The following is an 18,806-nucleotide window of genomic DNA, read 5'->3' as shown; positions in this document are numbered from 1 at the left end:
TGATGCCTAGCTTTTTCATCGACAGGCCTATTTTTGCCTGGGTGGTGGCGATCTTCATCATGGTCGCCGGCGTCATTGCGATCCCGCTTCTGCCGGTATCGCAATATCCCGACGTCGCGCCGCCGCAGATCTCCATCAACACGAGCTACCCCGGCGCCTCGTCGCAGGACACCTATCAGAGCGTCACCCGATTGATCGAAGACGAGCTCAACGGCGTCGAAGGTCTGCTCTACTTCGAGTCGACCTCGAGCGCCTCCGGCTCCGTCGAAATCAGCGCCACCTTCGCGCCCGGCACCGATCCGGGACAGGCGGCGGTCGACATCCAGAACCGCGTTCGCCGCGTCGAACCGCGCCTGCCCGATTCGGTCAAGCGCCAAGGCGTTCAGGTCGATGAAGCCGGCTCCGGCTTCCTGATGATCGTGGCCCTGACCTCGACCGATGGCTCGATGGACGCCATCGGTCTCGGCGACTACCTGAGCCGCAACGTTCTGAGCGAAATCCAGCGTGTGCCCGGCGTCGGCCGTGCGCAGCTTTTCGCCACCGAGCGCTCGATGCGAGTCTGGCTCGATCCGGACAAGATGCTGGGCCTCAACCTGACGGCCGCCGATGTGACGGCTGCGATCACGGCGCAGAACGCCCAGATCGCCTCCGGCTCGATCGGCGCGCAGCCGAATCCGATCACCCAGCAGATCAGCGCGCCCGTCGTCGTCAAGGGCCAGCTGGAAAGCGCGGAAGAGTTCGGCGCGATCGTGCTTCGCGCCAATCCGGACGGTTCGTCCGTCCGCCTGCGCGACGTCGCCCGCATCGAGATCGGCGGCGAAAGCTACGCCTTCTCGACGCGGCTGAACGGCAAGCCCTCGGCGGCGATCGCCGTCCAGCTCTCGCCGAGCGGCAACGCCATGTCGACCTCGGCGGCCATCAAGGCACGCATGGACGAATTGGCGAAGTTCTTCCCGCAGGGCCTCGAATATTCGGTTCCCTACGACACCTCGCCCTTCGTCGCCGTTTCCATCGAGAAGGTGCTTTCGACGCTCGTCGAAGCGGTCGCGCTGGTGTTCATCGTGATGTTCCTGTTCCTGCAGAACATCCGCTACACCATCATCCCGACGCTTGTCGTGCCGGTCGCTTTGCTCGGCACCTGCGCCGTGATGCTGGCGATGGGCTTCTCGATCAACGTTCTGACCATGTTCGGCATGGTGCTGGCGATCGGCATCCTCGTCGACGATGCGATCATCGTCGTCGAAAACGTCGAGCGCATCATGTCCGAGGAAGGGCTGACGCCGAAGGAAGCGACCCGCAAGGCGATGAGGCAGATCACCGGCGCCGTCATCGGCATCACGCTGGTGCTGGCCTCGGTGTTCATTCCGATGGCCTTCTTCCCGGGCGCCGTCGGCGTGATCTATCGCCAGTTCTCGCTGACGATGGTCGTCTCGATCCTGTTCTCGGCGCTTCTTGCGCTATCGCTGACGCCGGCACTCTGCGCGAGCTTCCTGAAACAGGTGCCGAAGGGCCACCACCACGCCAAGCGCGGCTTCTTCGGCTGGTTCAACCGCAGCTTCGACAAGACCTCGCACGGCTATAGCGGCATCGTGAAGCGCCTGGTGCACCGGACCGGCCGCTACATGATCGTCTATGTCGCGGTGCTCGCCGGCCTCGGCTGGCTGTTCATGAAGCTGCCGTCGTCGTTCCTGCCGGACGAAGACCAGGGCTTCGTGATCGTCATGATGCAGCTGCCGTCGGAAGCGACCGGCAACCGCACGACCGAGGTGGTGGAGCAGGCGGAGAAGATCTTCGGCCAGGAACCGTCTGTCGAACGCATCATCGCGATCAACGGCTTCTCCTTCTTCGGCACCGGCCAGAACGCGGCGCTCGCCTTCGTGACGCTCAAGGACTGGAAGGAGCGTGACGCCAACAACGCCGCGCAGTCGATCGCCATGCGGGCGACGATGGCGATGAGTCAGATCAAGGACGCGATCAGCTTCGCGCTGTCGCCGCCGGCGATCCAGGGCCTCGGCACCACGGGCGGCTTCTCGTTCCGCCTGCAGGACCGCGGCGGTCTCGGCCAGGCGGCGTTGTCGCAGGCTCGTGACCAGCTTCTCGGCATGGCGGCGGAGAGCAAGGTGCTCGCCGGCGTCCGCTTCGAGGGCATGCCGGATGCGGCCCAGGTCAGCGTCAACATCGACCGAGAGAAGGCCAACACCTTCGGCGTGACCTTCGCCGACATCAACTCGACGATCTCGACCAACCTCGGCTCGTCCTACGTCAACGACTTCCCCAATGCCGGGCGCATGCAGCGCGTGACGGTACAGGCGGACGAAGGTCAGCGCATGCAGACCGCCGACCTCCTGAACCTCAACGTCCGCAATGCCAATGGCGGCATGGTGCCGCTGTCGGCCTTCGCGACGGTGGAATGGGTCAAGGCGTCGACGCAGACGATCGGCTATAACGGCTATCCCTCGGTCCGCATCAGCGGCGAGGCGGCACCCGGCTATTCGTCCGGTGACGCGATCGCCGAGATGCAGCGTCTCGCCGGACAGCTTCCGGCCGGCTTCGGCTACGAATGGACGGGGCAGTCGCTGCAGGAAATCCAGTCCGGCACCCAGGCACCTCTCTTGATCGCGCTCTCGTGCCTCCTGGTGTTCCTGTGCCTTGCGGCGCTCTACGAGAGCTGGTCGATCCCGGTTGCGGTGATCATGGTCGTTCCGCTTGGCGTCATCGGCGCCGTGCTGGCGGTCACCATGCGCGACATGCCGAACGACGTGTACTTCAAGGTGGGTCTGATCGCGATCATCGGCCTTTCGGCGAAGAACGCGATCCTGATCATCGAGTTCGCGAAGGAACTGCGCGAGCAGGGCAAGTCGCTGATCGACGCGACGCTGGAGGCGGCACATCTTCGCTTCCGGCCGATCCTGATGACGTCGCTGGCCTTCACGCTCGGCGTTCTGCCGCTCGCGATCGCCACCGGTGCCAGCTCCGGCAGCCAGCGCGCCATCGGCACGGGCGTCATGGGCGGGATGATCTCGGCAACGGTGCTCGCCATCTTCTTCGTTCCGGTATTCTTCGTGTTCGTCACGAAGATCTTCGGACGAAAGAAGGTGGAAAACACACCGACAGCCGCAGAAAACCCGACACCCGCCGAGTAAGATGACACTACAGCGCCGCGCGTCTTACTCAGACGCGCAAAGGTCGCTGTAGCATTTGGAAATGCTGCATGTTTTTGTCCTTAAATCGGAGACGATTAAGGAAACATGCAGTAGACGGCCCGCCGAACATCGCTGTCGGCGGGCCGTCTGATGAGGAGGAATGAATGCGCCGAACAAAAGCCGACGCAGAAGTAACCCGGCAGAAGATCCTCTGCGCCGCCGAGCGCGTCTTCTACGAAAAGGGTGTCTCGAACACGACGCTCGAAGAAATCGCCAGGGCTGCGGGCGTGACGCGCGGTGCCATCTACTGGCACTTTGCCAACAAGACGGACCTGTTCCTCGCGCTGCACGATGCCGTGCCCTTGCCGCAGGAAGACATGATCGCCCGCGAAATCGAAGCGGAGGCGGCCGATACGCTTTCCATCCTCGAAGGCGCCATGGGCGACTGGCTGGATGCTCTCGCCGCCGACGAACAGCGTCAGCGCATTCTCACGATCATGCTGCGCACCAATTACGATGGCGACATGAGCGAGGTCCTGACCCGCCAGAAAGAGCTCGACGAGCGCCACAATGTCCTCCTGGAACTCGCTTTCTCCCGCGCGCTCGCCAAGGGACAGATGCACGAGACCTGGACGCCGGCCTCGGCAACCAGAACGCTGCACTGGATGATGCTCGGGCTCTGTACCGAGTGGCTGCTTTTCGGCCGCCGCTTCGATCTGACCGCCGAGGGACGCGAAGGCTTGAGCCGGCTCTTTGCCAGCTTCCGCGCGCCGGCCGTCACCGCCACCGCGGTTGCCGCACGCCCATAACAGATTGGACCGGCACCCATGCGGGTACCGGCCAATCAGGCGCCTTTCGAAGCCCTCTAGCTGAAGACCACGGTCTTGTGACCGTTGAGCATGACACGCCGCTCCAGGTGCAGCTTGACGGCACGCGCGAGCACGCGGCTTTCGATATCGCGGCCGGTGGCGACGAAGTCCTCGGCCGTCAGCGCATGGCTGACACGTTCGGTTTCCTGCTCGATGATCGGACCTTCGTCGAGGTCGGGCGTGACGTAATGCGCCGTCGCACCAATCAGCTTCACCCCGCGCTCATGCGCCTGATGATAGGGCTTGGCGCCCTTGAAGCTCGGCAGGAAGGAATGGTGGATGTTGATCGCCTTGCCGTAGAGGCGCTTCGACAGATTGTCGGAGAAGACCTGCATGTAGCGGGCGAGAATGACGAGATCGGCGCCAGTCTCCTGCACGAGGCGCAAGAGCCTCTCCTCCTGCTCGGCCTTGTTGTCCTTCGATACCGGCCAATAGTGATAGGGCAAACCTTCGGCCTCCGCCGTGCGTCGGCTGTCCTCGTGGTTGGAGACGATGGCGACGACTTCCGCGTTCAGCCAGCCGACACGGATCTGGTAGAGCAGGTGCAGGAGCGCATGGTCGAACCTGGAGACGAGCACGAGGATCTTCGGCTTTACCGTGGCGTCCGCCAGGACCGTCCGCATCTGGAAACGCTCGACGGCCGGGGCCAGCGCCCGCTCGACATCGGTTGCCTGAACGCTCGCCGCAACCTGAAAGGCGATGCGCATGAAGAAGCTGTTGGTCCTGGTATCCCAGAACTGGTTGCTCTCGGCGATATTGGCGCCGAGGCCGGCGAGTTCGGTGGTGACGGCCGCAACAATGCCGGGTTTGTCGTCGCAGGACAGGACAAGAATGAAGGTCTTCGGCGCCATGATCTCCTCCGATTGCAGCCGTTCCGGATGGGGCTTCAAGCCCCTTCCCAACCGCTGCCTATGAGGAGTTGAACGCGCCGGCAATCGTTCCGGCTGCGACAGCCGGCGCTTTCTATCATCCTGATGGAAAGGCGCCCGAAAGCATTAAATGCCCTCGGACGCTGCAAGAATCATCGCAGGCGATTTTGAGGCTTCCCGAGGGAATTCCCTCAGGAAATGCACTGGAATGGCGAATGGAGAGCCGCTTCAGCATTTCCTGGAGTTGGTTTTCCTTCTCGCAACTCCGGACGGAAAACCGCTGCGCACTTTTCCTGGAGTTGCTTTTCCTTCTCGCAACTCCGGACGGAAAACCGCTGCGCACTTTTCCTGGAGTTGCTTTAGTGCGCCTCGTCCCAGTTGGTCGCGGCCCGTGCGTCGACCTTGAGCGGCACCTTCATGTCGAGCGCCGGCATGGCGGCATTTTCCATCACCGAGACGACGATCGGAATGGTCCTTTCGACCTCGGCGTCCTCGACCTCGAAGATCAGTTCGTCGTGCACCTGCAGCAGCATGCGGGCCGAAAGCTTTGCCTCGGTCAGCGCCGGCTCCATCTTCACCATGGCGCGGCGGATGATGTCGGCGGCCGAGCCCTGGATCGGCGCGTTGATCGCGGCGCGTTCGTTGAAGGCGCGATGCGACGGGATCGACGAGCGGATGTCCGGATAATGCGCGCGGCGGCCGAAGATGGTCTCGACGTAACCGTGTTCGCGAGCAAAGGCCTTGGTGCCCTCCATGTAGTCGCGAATGCCGGGGAAACGCTCGAAGTAGCGCTTGATGTAATCGCTCGCCTCTGAGCGTTCGATCGACAGCTGGTTGGCGAGGCCGAAGGCCGAGATGCCGTAGATGATGCCGAAGTTGATCGCCTTGGCGCGCCGGCGGATTTCGCCCGGCATGCCCTCGACCGGCACGCCGAACATTTCCGAGGCCGTCATCGCGTGGATGTCGACGCCGTCGGCGAAGGCCTGGCGGAGCTGCGGAATGTCGGCGACATGGGCGAGCACGCGCAGTTCGATCTGGCTATAGTCGGCGGAGACGAGCTTATGGCCCGGCGTCGCGATAAAAGCCGTGCGGATCTTGCGGCCTTCGGTGGTGCGCACCGGAATGTTCTGCAGGTTCGGATCCGAAGACGACAGGCGCCCGGTCGTCGTGGCGGCAAGCGCATAGGACGTGTGCACGCGCTTCGTCTCGGGATGAACAAAGCCCGGCAGCGCGTCGGTGTAGGTGGACTTGAGCTTGGTCAGCTGCCGCCAGTCGACGATCTTTCGCGGCAATTCATGCCCTTCGGCGGCCAGGTCTTCCAGCACCTGGGCCGAGGTCGACCATTGGCCGGTCTTCGTCTTCGACCCGCCGGCAAAGCCCATCTTGCCGAACAGGATATCGCCCAACTGCTTCGGCGAACCGATGGTGAAGGTTTCGCCGGCGAGCTTGTAGATCTCGTCCTCCAGCGCTGCCGCCCCTTGCGCCAGTTCGCCCGAAAGCCGTGACAGGATCTGGCGATCGATGGTGATGCCGCGATCTTCCATGCGCGCGAGCACCGCGACCAGCGGTCGCTCCAGGCGCTCATAGACGCGCGTCAGCCCCTTGGCGGCCAGCCGCGCCTTCAAGACGTGCCAGAGCCTCAGCGTGACGTCCGCATCCTCGGCCGCGTAGGCCGTTGCCTTGTCGATATCGACGAAGTCGAAGGTCAGCGACGACTTGCCGGTACCGGTAATGTCCTTGTAGGCGATCGGCTTATGGTTCAGCCAGCGCTCGGAGAGCGAGTCCATGCCATGGGTGCCGTTGCCGGCATCGGCGACATAGGACATCAGCATCGTGTCGTCGAAGCTCTCGACGATGATGCCGTGCCGCTTCATCACCAGGTAATCGTATTTCAGGTTCTGCGCGACCTTGAGGACGGACGGATCCTCGAGCAGGCGCTTCAAGCGGCTCAGCGCCTCCCCAACCGGGATCTGGTTTTCGGCAAGCCCGCCGCCCAGGAGGTCGCCGATACCGGTCTTGTGGATCAGCGGCACGTAGGCCGCCCGGATGGCGGTGCCCGTCGGGTTCGCCCGATGGTCGGCGATCGCCAGCGAGAAGCCGACGAGATCCGCCTGCATGGCATCAAGCGAGTTCGTTTCCGTGTCAAAACCGACGACGCCCGCTTCCCGCGCGGCTGATATCCACTGGTCGAGAACCGCGACATCGCGGATCGTCACATAGGCACTGTGATCGAACGGCGCCTTGGCAAAGATTTCCGCCCGTGCCGCGGCCAGCGCCTGCGGTGTCGCATCGGTCGCGATCGGTTCGCCGGCGCGCGACAGCACAGCCGCCGCTTCGGCCGCCTCGCCCCGCGCTGCTGCCTTGGCGGCGGACGCCTCGCTGACAGCCGCCGCTTCGCCCTTGTCAAGGTCGGGCCCCCGCGCCTCGGCACCCCATTCGACCGGCACGTTGGCGGCTTCGACGGCGTCCGCATCCGTGCCCGTCGCCGCGGCGACGCGGCGCGTCAGCGTGTTGAATTCCATCGCCTTGAGGAAGGCGATCAATTTCGGCCCGTTTTGCGGCTCCAGGCTCAACTCTTCCAGCGGAACATCGAGCGGCGTGTCGGTCTTGAGCTCCACGAGCTGGCGCGACAGGCGTGCGAGATCGGCATTGGCGATGATGTTTTCGCGGCGCTTGGCCTGCTTGATTTCGCCGGCGCGGGCAAGCAGCGTATCGAGGTCGCCGAATTCTTCCAGCAGCTGCGCCGCCGTCTTTGGACCGATCCCGGGAATGCCGGGAACGTTGTCGGTGGAATCACCGGTCATCGCCTGGAGATCGATCATCTTCTCCGGCGGTACGCCCCACTTTTCGACGACCTCGGGGATCGAGATCTGCTTGTCCTTCATGCTGTCGTACATCGACACGTTCGGGGTCACGAGCTGCATCAGGTCCTTGTCGGAGGAGACGATGGTGACGCCGGCCCCGGCCTGCTCTGCGAGCCTTGCATAGGTGGCGATCAGGTCGTCCGCCTCATAACCTTCCTTTTCGATGCAAGGCAGGTTGAAGGCGCGGGTCGCGTGACGGATCAAACCGAACTGCGGAATGAGATCTTCCGGCGGCGCAGTCCGATTGGCCTTGTACTGATCGTAAAGCGCGTTGCGGAACGTCTTCGAGGAATAGTCGAAGATGACGGCGAAATGGGTTGGCGTGACCCCGACGGACGTATCGCGCGCGTCGGTGAGCAGCTTCCACAACATGTTGCAGAAACCCGATACCGCGTTGACCGGGAGGCCATCGGATTTGCGGTTGAGCGGCGGGATGGCGTGGAACGCCCGGAAGATGAATCCGGAGCCGTCGACGAGGAAGAGATGATCACCGTTTTTCATGGGCAAATGGATAGCGCGGGGTGAGGCAAAGGTCCATTGCGGTTTTCCCGCCGAACACTACATTCTCGTCTCGGAAACAAGGCGTCGAACCTCTACCACCAATTGTACCGGCGAAGCGGATTTCGCCATTCGCAAGGGGTGGCGAGAGAGCGTCGCGTTTTCACGGAAACGTTACGTATTTGTAATGTCCGATTCGTGCCGCCTATCCTTGAAAAGCCACATTTGACTCCTCAAATCTTACCCAACGGCACCGAGTGATGCCGTCTTCTGGTGATTGGCCTGTCCCCCGCCCGCACCAGATGAGGACAAAGGCCTTATCCCCCTCTCCGGGCCTTTGTCCCGTTTTCAGGAAACCGTCACGGCGCCGCCTCCGCGCCGTGACGGTTTTTTGCTTTCCGGCCACAGCCTGCGGCTTTCCGGCCAGGGTCTGCGATCAAGTCCGCTCAATTCAAGGTGAGCGCCGGCTTTCCCTACAGCGGCAGGCGTCTTACCAGACGCGCAAAGGTCGCTGCAGCACTTTGATTTGCTGCATGTCTTTGTCCTTAAATCGAAGTCGACTAACGGAGACATGCGGTAGGGTTCATCGCCTGCATTGTAACTTGTCTTCATGGCGCTTCGAGCGTACCGATAGGCATGGCCTTCAATCGGATGGAATCTGCGACCTATCTGGCCAGCCTGCTGGCGAAGAGCTTTTCGCGCGCCCTGCACGAGCGCGGCCAGAAGCTCGGGTTCGCGCCGGGACAGTTTCCCATTCTGCTGGAGCTTTGGGCCGAAGAAGGCCTGACGCAGAAGCAACTGCTTGATCGCCTCGACATCGAACAGGCGACGATGGCCAACACGCTCTCGCGCATGGAGCGCGACGGGCTCATCGTCCGCCGCAAGCATCCGCAGGACAAGCGCTCGCAGCAGATCTTCCTGAGCGAGCGGGCGAAGGAGATGGAGGCAGCGGCCAAGGAAGCAGCCCTTGCAGCCGACCAGTCGCTGCTCTCCGGCCTCAGGAATTTCGAGCGCGAGCTGATGCTCGAATATATGCGCATGGCGCTTGCCAACGTGGCGCGTGGCGATGGCCGCGCCTGACGCCTCGCACCGTCCCTGATCGATCCATCAAAATATTTGGCTTAAAGAGGATGGCCTTAGGCTTTAAACCAGAGCGCGTACCTCCGGTGGCTTTGCGCGCCTGAAGGCGCAGCGTCGAATGCCCGCCGGTCGCTGCCGCTCTACCGCGCCGCGCGTCTTATCAGACGCGCAAAGGTTGCTGTAGAACTTTGATTTGCTGCATGTCTTTGTCCTTAAATCGAAGTCGATTAATGGAGACCATGCAGGAGAATGTCGCTCGCGTGATTTCGTGCGCAAATCGATTTCGATTTGGCGATTCATGCAGTAGGTTCCGGCCAAACGAAGCAAGGATATGCATGATGGCAGATATCACCCCCGTTCTCGAACGCGCAGACGCCAACCTGCCGAAGAGCCTCGACCGGCTTTTCGATCTCGTTCGGATCAAGTCGATCTCGACCGACCCGGCCTTCAAGGCGGAATGCCGCAAGGCGGCCGAATGGCTGGTGGCGGAACTCAACAGCCTCGGCTTCACCGCCTCGGTGCGCGACACCCCCGGCCATCCCATGGTCGTCGCCCATCACGACGGCGCCAAGCCGGATGCGCCGCACGTGCTGTTCTACGGCCACTACGACGTCCAGCCGGTCGACCCGCTCAATCTCTGGGACACGGATCCTTTCGAGCCGGGCATCAAGGAAATCGAACCCGGCCGCAAGGTCATCACCGGCCGCGGCACGGCTGACGACAAGGGCCAGCTCTTGACCTTCGTCGAGGCGGTGCGCGCCTATAAGGACGTGCATGGCGGCCTGCCCTGCCGCGTCACCATTCTGTTCGAGGGCGAAGAGGAATCCGGCTCGCCGTCGCTGAAGCCCTTCCTCGAGGCCAATGCCGCCGAACTCAAGGCCGACTATGCCCTCGTCTGCGACACCAGCATGTGGGACCGCGATACGCCGGCCATTTCCGCGGGCCTGCGCGGCCTCGTCGGCGAAGAGGTCATCGTCAAGGCGGCCGACCGTGACCTGCATTCCGGCTACTTCGGCGGTGCCGCCGCCAACCCGATCCGCATCCTCACGACCATTCTCGCCGGCCTACACGACGAGAACAGCCGCGTGACACTCCCCGGCTTCTACGAAGGCGTCGAAGAGACCCCGGCCCAGATCAAGGCTGCCTGGGAAACACTCGGCCAGACGGCGGAGAAATTCCTCGGCGAAATCGGCCTCTCGATCCCGTCGGGCGAAAAGAACCGCTCGGTGCTGGAACTGACCTGGGCCCGCCCGACGGCGGAAGTCAACGGCATCACCGGCGGCTATACCGGCGAAGGCTTCAAGACGGTGATCGCGGCAGAGGCTTCGGCGAAGGTTTCCTTCCGCCTCGTCGGCAACCAGAACCCGGAAAAGATCCGCGAAGCGTTCCGCGCCTATGTCCGCTCCAAGGTTCCGGCCGATTGCTCGGTCGAGTTCCACGCCCACGGCGGTTCGCCGGCCATCCACCTGCCTTACGAATCGCCGCTGCTCAACACGGCCAAGGTGGCACTTTCCGACGAATGGCCCAAGCCGGCCGTCATCATCGGCATGGGTGGCTCGATCCCGATCGTCGGCGACTTCCAGAAGATGCTCGGCATGGAATCGCTGCTGGTCGGCTTCGGCCTTTCCGACGACCGCATCCATTCGCCGAACGAGAAGTACGAGCTGCAGTCCTACCACAAGGGCATTCGTTCCTGGATCCGCATCCTGGATGCGCTGTCAGCCTGAGACGGTCGGGGCGGGATCGCAAAATGTGCGCGGATTTCCGTCCGCATCCCGCTCAACCGACTTGATCCAGGGCCGCGGCGGAACGATCCGCCGCGGCCTCATCGATAGGGTTGCGCACTCGCGATGATGCAGCCCCCACGGGCAATCCGTCTGCCGATGCGCATGCGTTGCTGTTCGACTGCCGTCCCGCCCGCGTTTTACCGTTTCCCCTCCACCGTTTCCCGGCGGTTTCTCCGTTTTCGGCAGGCCCTCAATCCTTGACCTCGGGGGTCTCAGGTGCTTCCTTTTTGTGAAACAAATCACAAAGGGAAATCGGATCGTTGGCAAGGGTAAGGACCGAAGCGTCGCGCTGCGGGCGTGACGCTATGACAAAGCGGCTCATAAAACAGAACGTCTCCGCTTGGAGAACCACTCCGGCAGCCGCAACAGAAATGTCCTCAGAGCGCCTTGCCCACATCCTCACACCAATCGCGGCAGCGGTATGAAGAGGCTGCAGACCTATTTCTGGCCCGTTGTCGGCCTTCTCGCGATCCTCTTTTCGGTGAATGCGCTTTATCACGAGCTTCGCGGCCTTTCGCTCGACGAGTTCATCGCGAGCTTCAATGCCATTTCGTTCAGGAGCTGGCTGTTGGCGATCGGCTCGACGCTGGTCGCCTATGCGGCGCTTGCGGCCTACGACCGACTGGCGCTCGACCATCTCGGTCACCGCATCTCGATCTGGTTCATCACTCTCTGCTCGTTCACGACCTACGCGCTTTCGCACAATCTCGGTGCATCGGTCTTTTCCGGCGCCGTCGTGCGCTACCGGGCCTATCGCTCCAAGGGGCTTTCTCCGGGTGAAGTCGGCGTGCTCGTCGCCTTCTGCTCCTTCACCTTCACGCTCGGCACGCTGGTGCTTTCCGCCATCGTCCTTCTGGTGCGGCCCGACATCATCGAACGCTTCGCCGAATTCCTGCCGGTCGAAATGTCGCTGACGACCGGCGTGCTCATTCTCGTCGTCATCGGGCTTTATGTCATCGGCAGCCTCGTCGGGCTTCCGTCGTTCCGGACGCGCTGGTTCCAGCTTCACTACCCGAAGCCGAAGATCGTCTTCCGGCAATTGGTGATCGCGCCGGTGGAACTGATCGGCGCCGCCGGGATCATCTATTTCGCGCTGCCGGAAACCGGAAACCCGGGCTATGTCGTCATCCTCGGCATCTTCCTCGCCTCGTTCTCGGCGGCACTGCTCTCGCATGCGCCGGGCGGGATCGGCGTGCTCGAGCTGATCTTCATCGCGGCGCTGCCGGAGATGGATCCGGCCGACGTTCTCGCCGCCCTCGCGATCTTCCGCCTGCTCTACCTGGTCATCCCCTTTGTCCTGGCGTTGGTGGTGATCCTCGTCTTCGAGCGGGCGCGCTTCGTGGCACAACGCCATCCCCCTGGAGGGACCGACCTTCCGTAAAGCATGTCGCGCAAGGAGACATGCGGTAAGCTTCAGATTGCAGGAATTGCATCGAAATGCGGAAGGCGGAAGGCGGACGCCTTTGCGCGGCTTGCTTCAGGGCGCGTTGCAGACGGCCGGCAGCGCCTGCTCGAGCGGCCCCTTCACTTCCTCAAGCCGCGCCGCCTCGATCTGGTAGGGCGTGAAGGGCGGCACCTGCAGCGAGGGGTTGATGATGCGCGTAACGTAGCAGCCGGCGAAGAACCGGACCCGCGCGCGCTTCTCGATGGATTTCACCGCTACCGGGACCGCGGAATAGATGCTGCCGGCACCGGCTTCCGTCTTCACCTTGCCGATCCTCACCTCGACGGACACCGTGCGATCATAGCCGCGGGTGAAGGACTTGAAGCCGCCGACGGGTTTCGATTCGCCGAAATAGCCGTAGGCGCGGGCATATTCCTTGCGGTTGATGGCGTTGTAGAGAGAGCGGACGAGGGTTGCCCCATCGGAGCGATCGTCGACATAGGCGACGCCTTCTTGCGCCAGGGTCTCGCCGTTCAAGGCTGCGAATGCGCCGAGCGCGAGGACGGTGGATCGAAGCTGCATGGCAACCCTCCTTTGTCGTGCGATAGCCAAGCACAACAATAAGGCGAAGCCATAGCAAGATTCGCCGCCTGCCGGTTTCCTTAAATCGTCTCCATGCCGATACTTGCGAGAACCCACCGCGGCGCCAATGGCGCACGACAGATGCGACATGCAGGGAAACACGACTGCCTTCGAGACATGAAAAGAGCCCCGTGTGGGAGGAGGTACACGGGGCTCTCGAACTTGATCGGCGACTGGGAGGAGGAATGCCACCGATCCGCATCGGGCGCCGCGGGAGGAGGTGCAGCGCTTCGATAAGTCATATAATAATCATGCAACGCAGCAAATTCAAGTCATTATTTTTGCATTGCACAAAATCGTGAAGGCGAGCGCGCTTGGCGCGATCTTGAGCTTCTCGCCCGCGCCCGAGTCGCGGATTCCCTCGCTAGAAACCGACGCTCGAAAGCCAGGCATGGCGCGGTAACCGGCCGGAAACCATCAACCCTTGATGGCATTTTACTTTCCTTCAGCTTTTCGGATATACGACTACCAATAAGCAAAAGATATATTTTACTCTCGTTAATTGCAGGATTTCAGATGAAATTGTTGCTCCAGATCCCCACCGCAATCATCGTCGTCCTGATCCTCGCGACCTGGGTTGCCAGCCTGCGCCTCGTGGTGCTGCCGCCTGGTTCCCTCAAGCTGAGGGCGATGACGGCGCTGGTTTATCAGGGGCACGGCTACCGCCTGGTCGATAGCCCACGCGCCATGTGCGGCCGGCAAGCCTATCCCGCGAAGGATTGCGAGGAAGTGACGACAAACCATCTGGGCAAACGGGTCCTGCTTCGGTTTCCCTATAGCCAATGGCTCTACGACTTTACCGCGCCCGCTGCTGCGGGATCGAGCGTGGCGGTCGAAGATACGCCGCTGCGTACCTCGATCCAGTAACCGCGACCTTACTTGGCTCGTCAACACAATGGGGCGCGCGTCACCACTACGACCCGACACCGCCTGAACGCAAGCTGTTGAAGACCATGCGTATTTCACGATCGGCTTCTTAACTCCCCCTTAAATTGCCGTATTTAAAGTTCACCCGGTCGCCGGGGCGGATGGGCGCAGAGTGCCGGTACCGCCGTCGAGATCGAAGTCGCCGTCGCGGTTGAGCCAAGCAGCCCCCGCAGATGGCAGAGGGACAAATCCAAACGGCATGGCAACAAACGGCAGGTCAGGACAGCGGATCGAGCCATCGTTCGGCGGAGACGAGGACGACGATGACGATTTTCGCGTCGAGGCCAGCGATCGTGTGACCAGCAGCCGCAAGGCGCCCCGCGGCAAATCTTCGGGCAGCAGCAAGAAGGGCAACGGCAAGAAGAAGGCAGCCGGCAAGCGCGGCAGCGCACGGCGCAGCTCCGGCGGCGGTGGCTTCATCGGCCTTGTCCGCACGCTGTTCTACTGGTGCATCGTGCTCGGCATCTGGGGCGCCATGGGCGTCGGCGGCCTCGTGCTCTACTACGGCGCGCGCATGCCGAGTGCCGATAGCTGGTCGATCCCCGAACGGCCACCGAACGTCAAGATCCTTGCGGTCAGTGGCGACGTCATCGCCAACCGCGGCACCACCGGCGGCGAAGCGCTGTCGCTCGAAAACATGTCGCCCTATATCCCCCAGGCCGTCATCGCCATCGAGGACCGTCGCTTCTATTCGCATTTCGGCATCGATCCGCTGGGTCTCGCCCGCGCCATGCTGACGAACCTCACCACCGGCCGCATGGCGCAGGGCGGCTCGACCCTGACGCAGCAGCTTGCCAAGAACCTGTTCCTCTCACCGGAGCGCACGCTCGAGCGCAAGGTGCAGGAAGTGCTGCTCGCCTTCTGGCTCGAGCAGAAATATTCCAAAGACCAGATCCTGGCGATGTATCTCAACCGGGTGTTCTTCGGCTCAAACGCCTATGGCGTCGAAGCCGCCTCGCGGCGCTATTTCAACAAGTCGGCGCGCGACGTGAACCTCGGCGAGGCCGCATTGCTGGCGGGTCTGCTCAAGGCTCCCTCCCGCCTGTCGCCGGCCCGCGACCCGCAGGCGGCTGAAGAGCGCGCCCAGGTCGTTCTCGGCGCCATGCGCGAGGAAGGCTACGTCACCGACAGCGAGATCAAGACGGCGATGTCGCAGACACCGACCAAGGCGAAGAGCTACTGGTCCGGCGCCGAACACTATGTCGCCGACATGGTGATGGACCAGCTTCCCGGCATGATCGGCGAGATCAAGGAAGATCTCGTCATCGACACGACGATCGACCTCGACCTCGAAAAGAAGGCCGAGGAGGTGATCGGCGCCACGCTTGATGCCGACGGCAAGAAGCTCGACGCTTCGCAGGCGGCGCTCGTCTCGATCGACGGCACCGGCGCCATCCGGGCGCTCGTCGGCGGCAAGGACTATGCCGAGAGCCAGTTCGACCGCGCCTCCAGGGCGAAGCGGCAGCCGGGCTCGGCCTTCAAGCCATTCGTCTATGCCGCCGCGATGGAAATCGGCCGCACGCCGATGTCGATCCGCAACGACGGTCCGGTCCGTATCGGCAACTGGACGCCTGAGAATTACGACCAGAAATATCGCGGCGAGGTGACCCTCGCCGATGCGCTCGCCAACTCGCTGAACACCATCGCCGCCCAATTGGTGATGGAGGTCGGGCCGCAGAACGTCGTCAAGGTCGCCCACCGCCTCGGCATCGATTCCGAGATGCAGGCCAATGCCTCGATCGCGCTCGGCACATCCGAAGTCAGCCTCGTCGAGCTGACCTCGGCCTACGCGCCCTTCATGAATGGCGGCTTCAAGGCGACGCCGCATGTGATCCGCCGCATCTCCAAAGCGGACGGCACGGTGCTTTACGAGAATACCTACGACAACCCGCCGCGCGTGCTCGACCCGGCAATCGTCAGCGAAATGAACCAGATGATGGCCAGGGTGCTGACCAAGGGCACCGGCAAGAAGGCGCAGCTCAAGGGCTGGGAGGCGGCCGGCAAGACCGGCACGACGCAATCCTTCCGTGACGCGCTGTTCGTCGGCTACACCTCGAACCTGACGACCGGCGTCTGGTTCGGCAACGACGACGGCAAGTCGATGAAGAAGGTCACCGGCGGCGGCCTGCCGGCCAAGGCCTGGCACGATTTCATGATGGCGGCCCACGAAGGCCTCTCGCCCTCGCCGCTCTTCGGCACGACCGGCGTGCAGCCGGTCTTCGACGAAGGCGTGGGCGCACCGGCCGGCGACTTGGTCTCGGGCGATCCGGAAGCGTTTCCGGAAGCACCTGTCGGGGTCGATGGCGCCGTCGCGGTCGGCCAGCGTCCTGTGGACCAGGGCGGCGCATGGGGCGGCCAGAGCGCGGACGAGAGCAATGGCGGCCTCGTCCCACCGGCCGATGTCGGCCAGGCGACGGGTGCCACGCGCCGCACGACCCTCTTCGACATTTTGACCGGCGGTTGAGCCGGCGCGCGACCGGCGCCACAAGCGTGCGACTGGCGCCTTTCTCACCGGCGGCGGATGGCCCATTTCCAGCTAGGCAAATCCCGCACTTGCATTTGCCCCCAAACGCCCCGCAGAATGCCTTGCAGTCCGAAACGCCGGTCCTTATATACGCCGCATCGGCGCAGTCTCGGCTGCGAAGAAATCCTGAGACCATCCCGTTAGGGGCTGTCTTACGAATGCCTGACCGGGTTCCGACAGTCCGCTGCAAGGAGAGAACGACATGGCTAAAGTTATTGGTATTGACCTGGGAACGACCAACTCCTGCGTCGCCGTCATGGACGGAAAAGATGCGAAGGTGATCGAAAACGCAGAGGGTGCGCGCACGACCCCCTCGATGGTGGCATTCAGCGACGACGGCGAACGTCTCGTCGGCCAGCCGGCCAAGCGCCAGGCCGTCACCAATCCGGAAAACACGCTTTTTGCGATCAAGCGCCTGATCGGCCGGACCTTCCAGGACCCGACCACGCAAAAAGACAAGGGCATGGTTCCTTACAAGATCATCAAGGCTGACAATGGCGACGCCTGGGTCGAAGCGCACGGCAAGGATTATTCGCCGTCGCAGATCTCCGCCATGATCCTCCAGAAGATGAAGGAAACGGCCGAATCCTATCTCGGTGAAAAGGTCGAAAAGGCCGTCATCACCGTTCCGGCCTACTTCAACGACGCTCAGCGCCAGGCAACCAAGGATGCCGGCAAGATCGCCGGTCTCGAAGTTCTGCGCATCATCAACGAGCCGACCGCGGCAGCGCTGGCCTATGGCCTCGACAAGAAGGACGGCAAGACGATCGCCGTTTACGACCTTGGCGGTGGTACCTTCGATATCTCGGTCCTGGAAATCGGCGACGGCGTCTTCGAAGTGAAGTCGACGAACGGCGACACCTTCCTCGGCGGTGAAGACTTCGACATGCGTCTTGTCGAGTATCTTGCCGGCGAGTTCAAGAAGGAACAGGGCATCGACCTGAAGAACGACAAGCTCGCCCTTCAGCGCCTCAAGGAAGCCGCCGAAAAGGCCAAGATCGAACTGTCCTCGTCGCAGCAGACCGAAATCAACCTGCCGTTCATCACGGCTGACGCTTCCGGTCCGAAGCACCTGACGATGAAGCTGTCGCGCGCCAAGTTCGAAAGCCTCGTCGACGACCTGATCCAGCGCACCGTCGCACCGTGCAAGGCAGCCCTCAAGGATGCCGGCGTTTCGGCTGCCGAGATCGACGAAGTCGTTCTCGTCGGCGGCATGAGCCGCATGCCGAAGGTTCAGGAAACCGTGAAGCAGCTGTTCGGCAAGGAGCCGCACAAGGGCGTGAACCCGGATGAAGTGGTCGCCATGGGTGCTGCCATCCAGGCCGGCGTTCTGCAGGGCGACGTCAAGGACGTCCTGCTGCTCGACGTCACTCCGCTGTCGCTCGGCATCGAAACGCTCGGTGGCGTCTTCACCCGCCTGATCGAGCGCAACACGACGATCCCGACCAAGAAGTCGCAGACCTTCTCGACCGCCGACGACAACCAGTCGGCCGTGACGATCCGCGTCTCCCAGGGTGAACGCGAAATGGCCGCCGACAACAAGCTGCTCGGCCAGTTCGACCTCGTCGGCATTCCGCCGGCACCGCGCGGCATGCCGCAGATCGAAGTCACCTTCGACATCGACGCCAACGGCATCGTGCAGGTTTCGGCCAAGGACAAGGGTACCGGCAAGGAACACCAGATCCGCATCCAGGCATCCGGCGGTCTTTCCGACGCCGACATCGAGAAGATGGTCAAGGACGCCGAGGCCAATGCCGAGTCCGACAAGAAGCGCCGCGAAGGTGTCGAAGCCAAGAACCAGGCCGAAAGCCTGATCCACTCCAGCGAGAAGTCGCTGAAGGACTACGGCGACAAGGTTTCGGAAACCGACCGCAAGGCGATCTCCGACGCGATTGCTGCGCTGAAGACCGCCGTCGAAGCCTCCGAGCCGGACGCCGAAGACATCAAGGCCAAGACCAACACGCTCATGGAAGTTTCCATGAAGCTCGGCCAGGCGATCTACGAAGCACAGCAGGCTGAAGCGGCTCACGCGGATGCCTCAGCAGACGCCGCCCGCGATGGCGACGTCGTCGATGCCGACTACGAAGAAGTCAACGACGAGGACGACCGGAAGCGTTCGGCCTAAGTCTTCAAACAGACGAAAAGCCCGGGTTCGCCGGGTTTTTTGTTGCCTGCACAGCCCGGCGCGACGGACAAACATGGCGACAGGCGCCGCCACC

The 18,806-nt window shown here is 62.7% G+C and carries 11 protein-coding genes; 8 read left to right on the top strand and 3 right to left on the bottom strand.

The window, feature by feature from the left end; all coding sequences use genetic code 11:
• Window positions 1-2 precede the first annotated feature (2 nt).
• Together ACQ5BM_RS10280 and ACQ5BM_RS10275 are read left to right on the top strand one after the other, a co-directional pair.
• Window positions 3-3,143: a multidrug efflux RND transporter permease subunit gene (locus ACQ5BM_RS10280; RefSeq protein ID WP_429810668.1), complete on the top strand. Its 3,141-nt coding sequence runs from the start codon at window positions 3-5 to the stop codon at window positions 3,141-3,143.
• 164 nt (window positions 3,144-3,307) lie between these two features.
• Window positions 3,308-3,952 carry a TetR family transcriptional regulator gene (locus ACQ5BM_RS10275; protein WP_429810666.1) on the top strand — a complete coding sequence of 215 codons (645 nt, stop codon included), beginning with the start codon at window positions 3,308-3,310 and terminating at the stop codon, window positions 3,950-3,952.
• 56 nt (window positions 3,953-4,008) lie between these two features.
• Here the strand turns inward: ACQ5BM_RS10275 and purU are convergent, their stop codons facing one another.
• Together purU and polA are read right to left on the bottom strand one after the other, a co-directional pair.
• Complete coding sequence (gene purU, locus ACQ5BM_RS10270; RefSeq protein ID WP_429811147.1) at window positions 4,009-4,863, bottom strand: formyltetrahydrofolate deformylase; 855 nt, start codon at window positions 4,861-4,863, stop codon at window positions 4,009-4,011.
• 377 nt (window positions 4,864-5,240) lie between these two features.
• Entirely contained in the window at window positions 5,241-8,246 is a 3,006-nt protein-coding gene (gene polA, locus ACQ5BM_RS10265) for a DNA polymerase I (protein ID WP_429810664.1), read from the bottom strand.
• Between the two features lie 633 nt (window positions 8,247-8,879).
• Between polA and ACQ5BM_RS10260 the strand changes: the two genes are divergently transcribed.
• From ACQ5BM_RS10260 to ACQ5BM_RS10250, 3 genes are all read left to right on the top strand, one after another.
• Window positions 8,880-9,323, top strand: a complete 444-nt coding sequence (locus ACQ5BM_RS10260; protein ID WP_429810662.1) for a MarR family winged helix-turn-helix transcriptional regulator — start codon at window positions 8,880-8,882, stop codon at window positions 9,321-9,323.
• A 335-nt stretch (window positions 9,324-9,658) separates the two neighbouring features.
• Complete coding sequence (locus tag ACQ5BM_RS10255) at window positions 9,659-11,050, top strand: M20/M25/M40 family metallo-hydrolase (RefSeq protein WP_429810660.1); 1,392 nt, start codon at window positions 9,659-9,661, stop codon at window positions 11,048-11,050.
• Between the two features lie 481 nt (window positions 11,051-11,531).
• On the top strand, window positions 11,532-12,491 hold the full coding sequence (locus ACQ5BM_RS10250; protein ID WP_429810658.1) for a lysylphosphatidylglycerol synthase transmembrane domain-containing protein: 960 nt from the start codon (window positions 11,532-11,534) through the stop codon (window positions 12,489-12,491).
• A gap of 96 nt (window positions 12,492-12,587) precedes the next feature.
• Here the strand turns inward: ACQ5BM_RS10250 and ACQ5BM_RS10245 are convergent, their stop codons facing one another.
• A complete protein-coding gene (locus ACQ5BM_RS10245) occupies window positions 12,588-13,076 on the bottom strand; it encodes a hypothetical protein (RefSeq protein WP_429810656.1) in 489 nt (162 codons plus the stop codon).
• 576 nt (window positions 13,077-13,652) lie between these two features.
• Here ACQ5BM_RS10245 and ACQ5BM_RS10240 point away from each other — a divergent pair.
• From ACQ5BM_RS10240 to dnaK, 3 genes are all read left to right on the top strand, one after another.
• A complete protein-coding gene (locus ACQ5BM_RS10240; RefSeq protein WP_429810654.1) occupies window positions 13,653-14,003 on the top strand; it encodes a hypothetical protein in 351 nt (116 codons plus the stop codon).
• A gap of 259 nt (window positions 14,004-14,262) precedes the next feature.
• Entirely contained in the window at window positions 14,263-16,527 is a 2,265-nt protein-coding gene (locus ACQ5BM_RS10235) for a transglycosylase domain-containing protein (RefSeq protein ID WP_429810652.1), read from the top strand.
• Between the two features lie 262 nt (window positions 16,528-16,789).
• Entirely contained in the window at window positions 16,790-18,712 is a 1,923-nt protein-coding gene (gene dnaK / locus ACQ5BM_RS10230) for a molecular chaperone DnaK (RefSeq protein ID WP_429810650.1), read from the top strand.
• Window positions 18,713-18,806: the final 94 nt, after the last annotated feature.

This window comes from Ensifer sp. B1-9, assembly GCF_050474445.1.
Classification (GTDB): Bacteria; Pseudomonadota; Alphaproteobacteria; order Rhizobiales; family Rhizobiaceae; genus Ensifer.
This window is presented reverse-complemented; position numbering and strand designations above follow the sequence as displayed.

Bases quoted from the DNA above. Each gene is read 5' to 3' on its own strand.
- ACQ5BM_RS10240 (WP_429810654.1), top strand. From the start codon at position 13,653: ATGAAATTGTTGCTCCAGATCCCCACCGCAATCATCGTCGTCCTGATC.
- ACQ5BM_RS10275 (WP_429810666.1), top strand. From the start codon at position 3,308: ATGCGCCGAACAAAAGCCGACGCAGAAGTAACCCGGCAGAAGATCCTC.
- ACQ5BM_RS10245 (WP_429810656.1), bottom strand. From the start codon at position 13,076: ATGCAGCTTCGATCCACCGTCCTCGCGCTCGGCGCATTCGCAGCCTTG.
- ACQ5BM_RS10235 (WP_429810652.1), top strand. From the start codon at position 14,263: ATGGCAACAAACGGCAGGTCAGGACAGCGGATCGAGCCATCGTTCGGC.
- polA (WP_429810664.1), bottom strand. From the start codon at position 8,246: ATGAAAAACGGTGATCATCTCTTCCTCGTCGACGGCTCCGGATTCATC.
- dnaK (WP_429810650.1), top strand. From the start codon at position 16,790: ATGGCTAAAGTTATTGGTATTGACCTGGGAACGACCAACTCCTGCGTC.
- ACQ5BM_RS10280 (WP_429810668.1), top strand. From the start codon at position 3: ATGCCTAGCTTTTTCATCGACAGGCCTATTTTTGCCTGGGTGGTGGCG.
- ACQ5BM_RS10250 (WP_429810658.1), top strand. From the start codon at position 11,532: ATGAAGAGGCTGCAGACCTATTTCTGGCCCGTTGTCGGCCTTCTCGCG.
- purU (WP_429811147.1), bottom strand. From the start codon at position 4,863: ATGGCGCCGAAGACCTTCATTCTTGTCCTGTCCTGCGACGACAAACCC.
- ACQ5BM_RS10255 (WP_429810660.1), top strand. From the start codon at position 9,659: ATGATGGCAGATATCACCCCCGTTCTCGAACGCGCAGACGCCAACCTG.
- ACQ5BM_RS10260 (WP_429810662.1), top strand. From the start codon at position 8,880: ATGGCCTTCAATCGGATGGAATCTGCGACCTATCTGGCCAGCCTGCTG.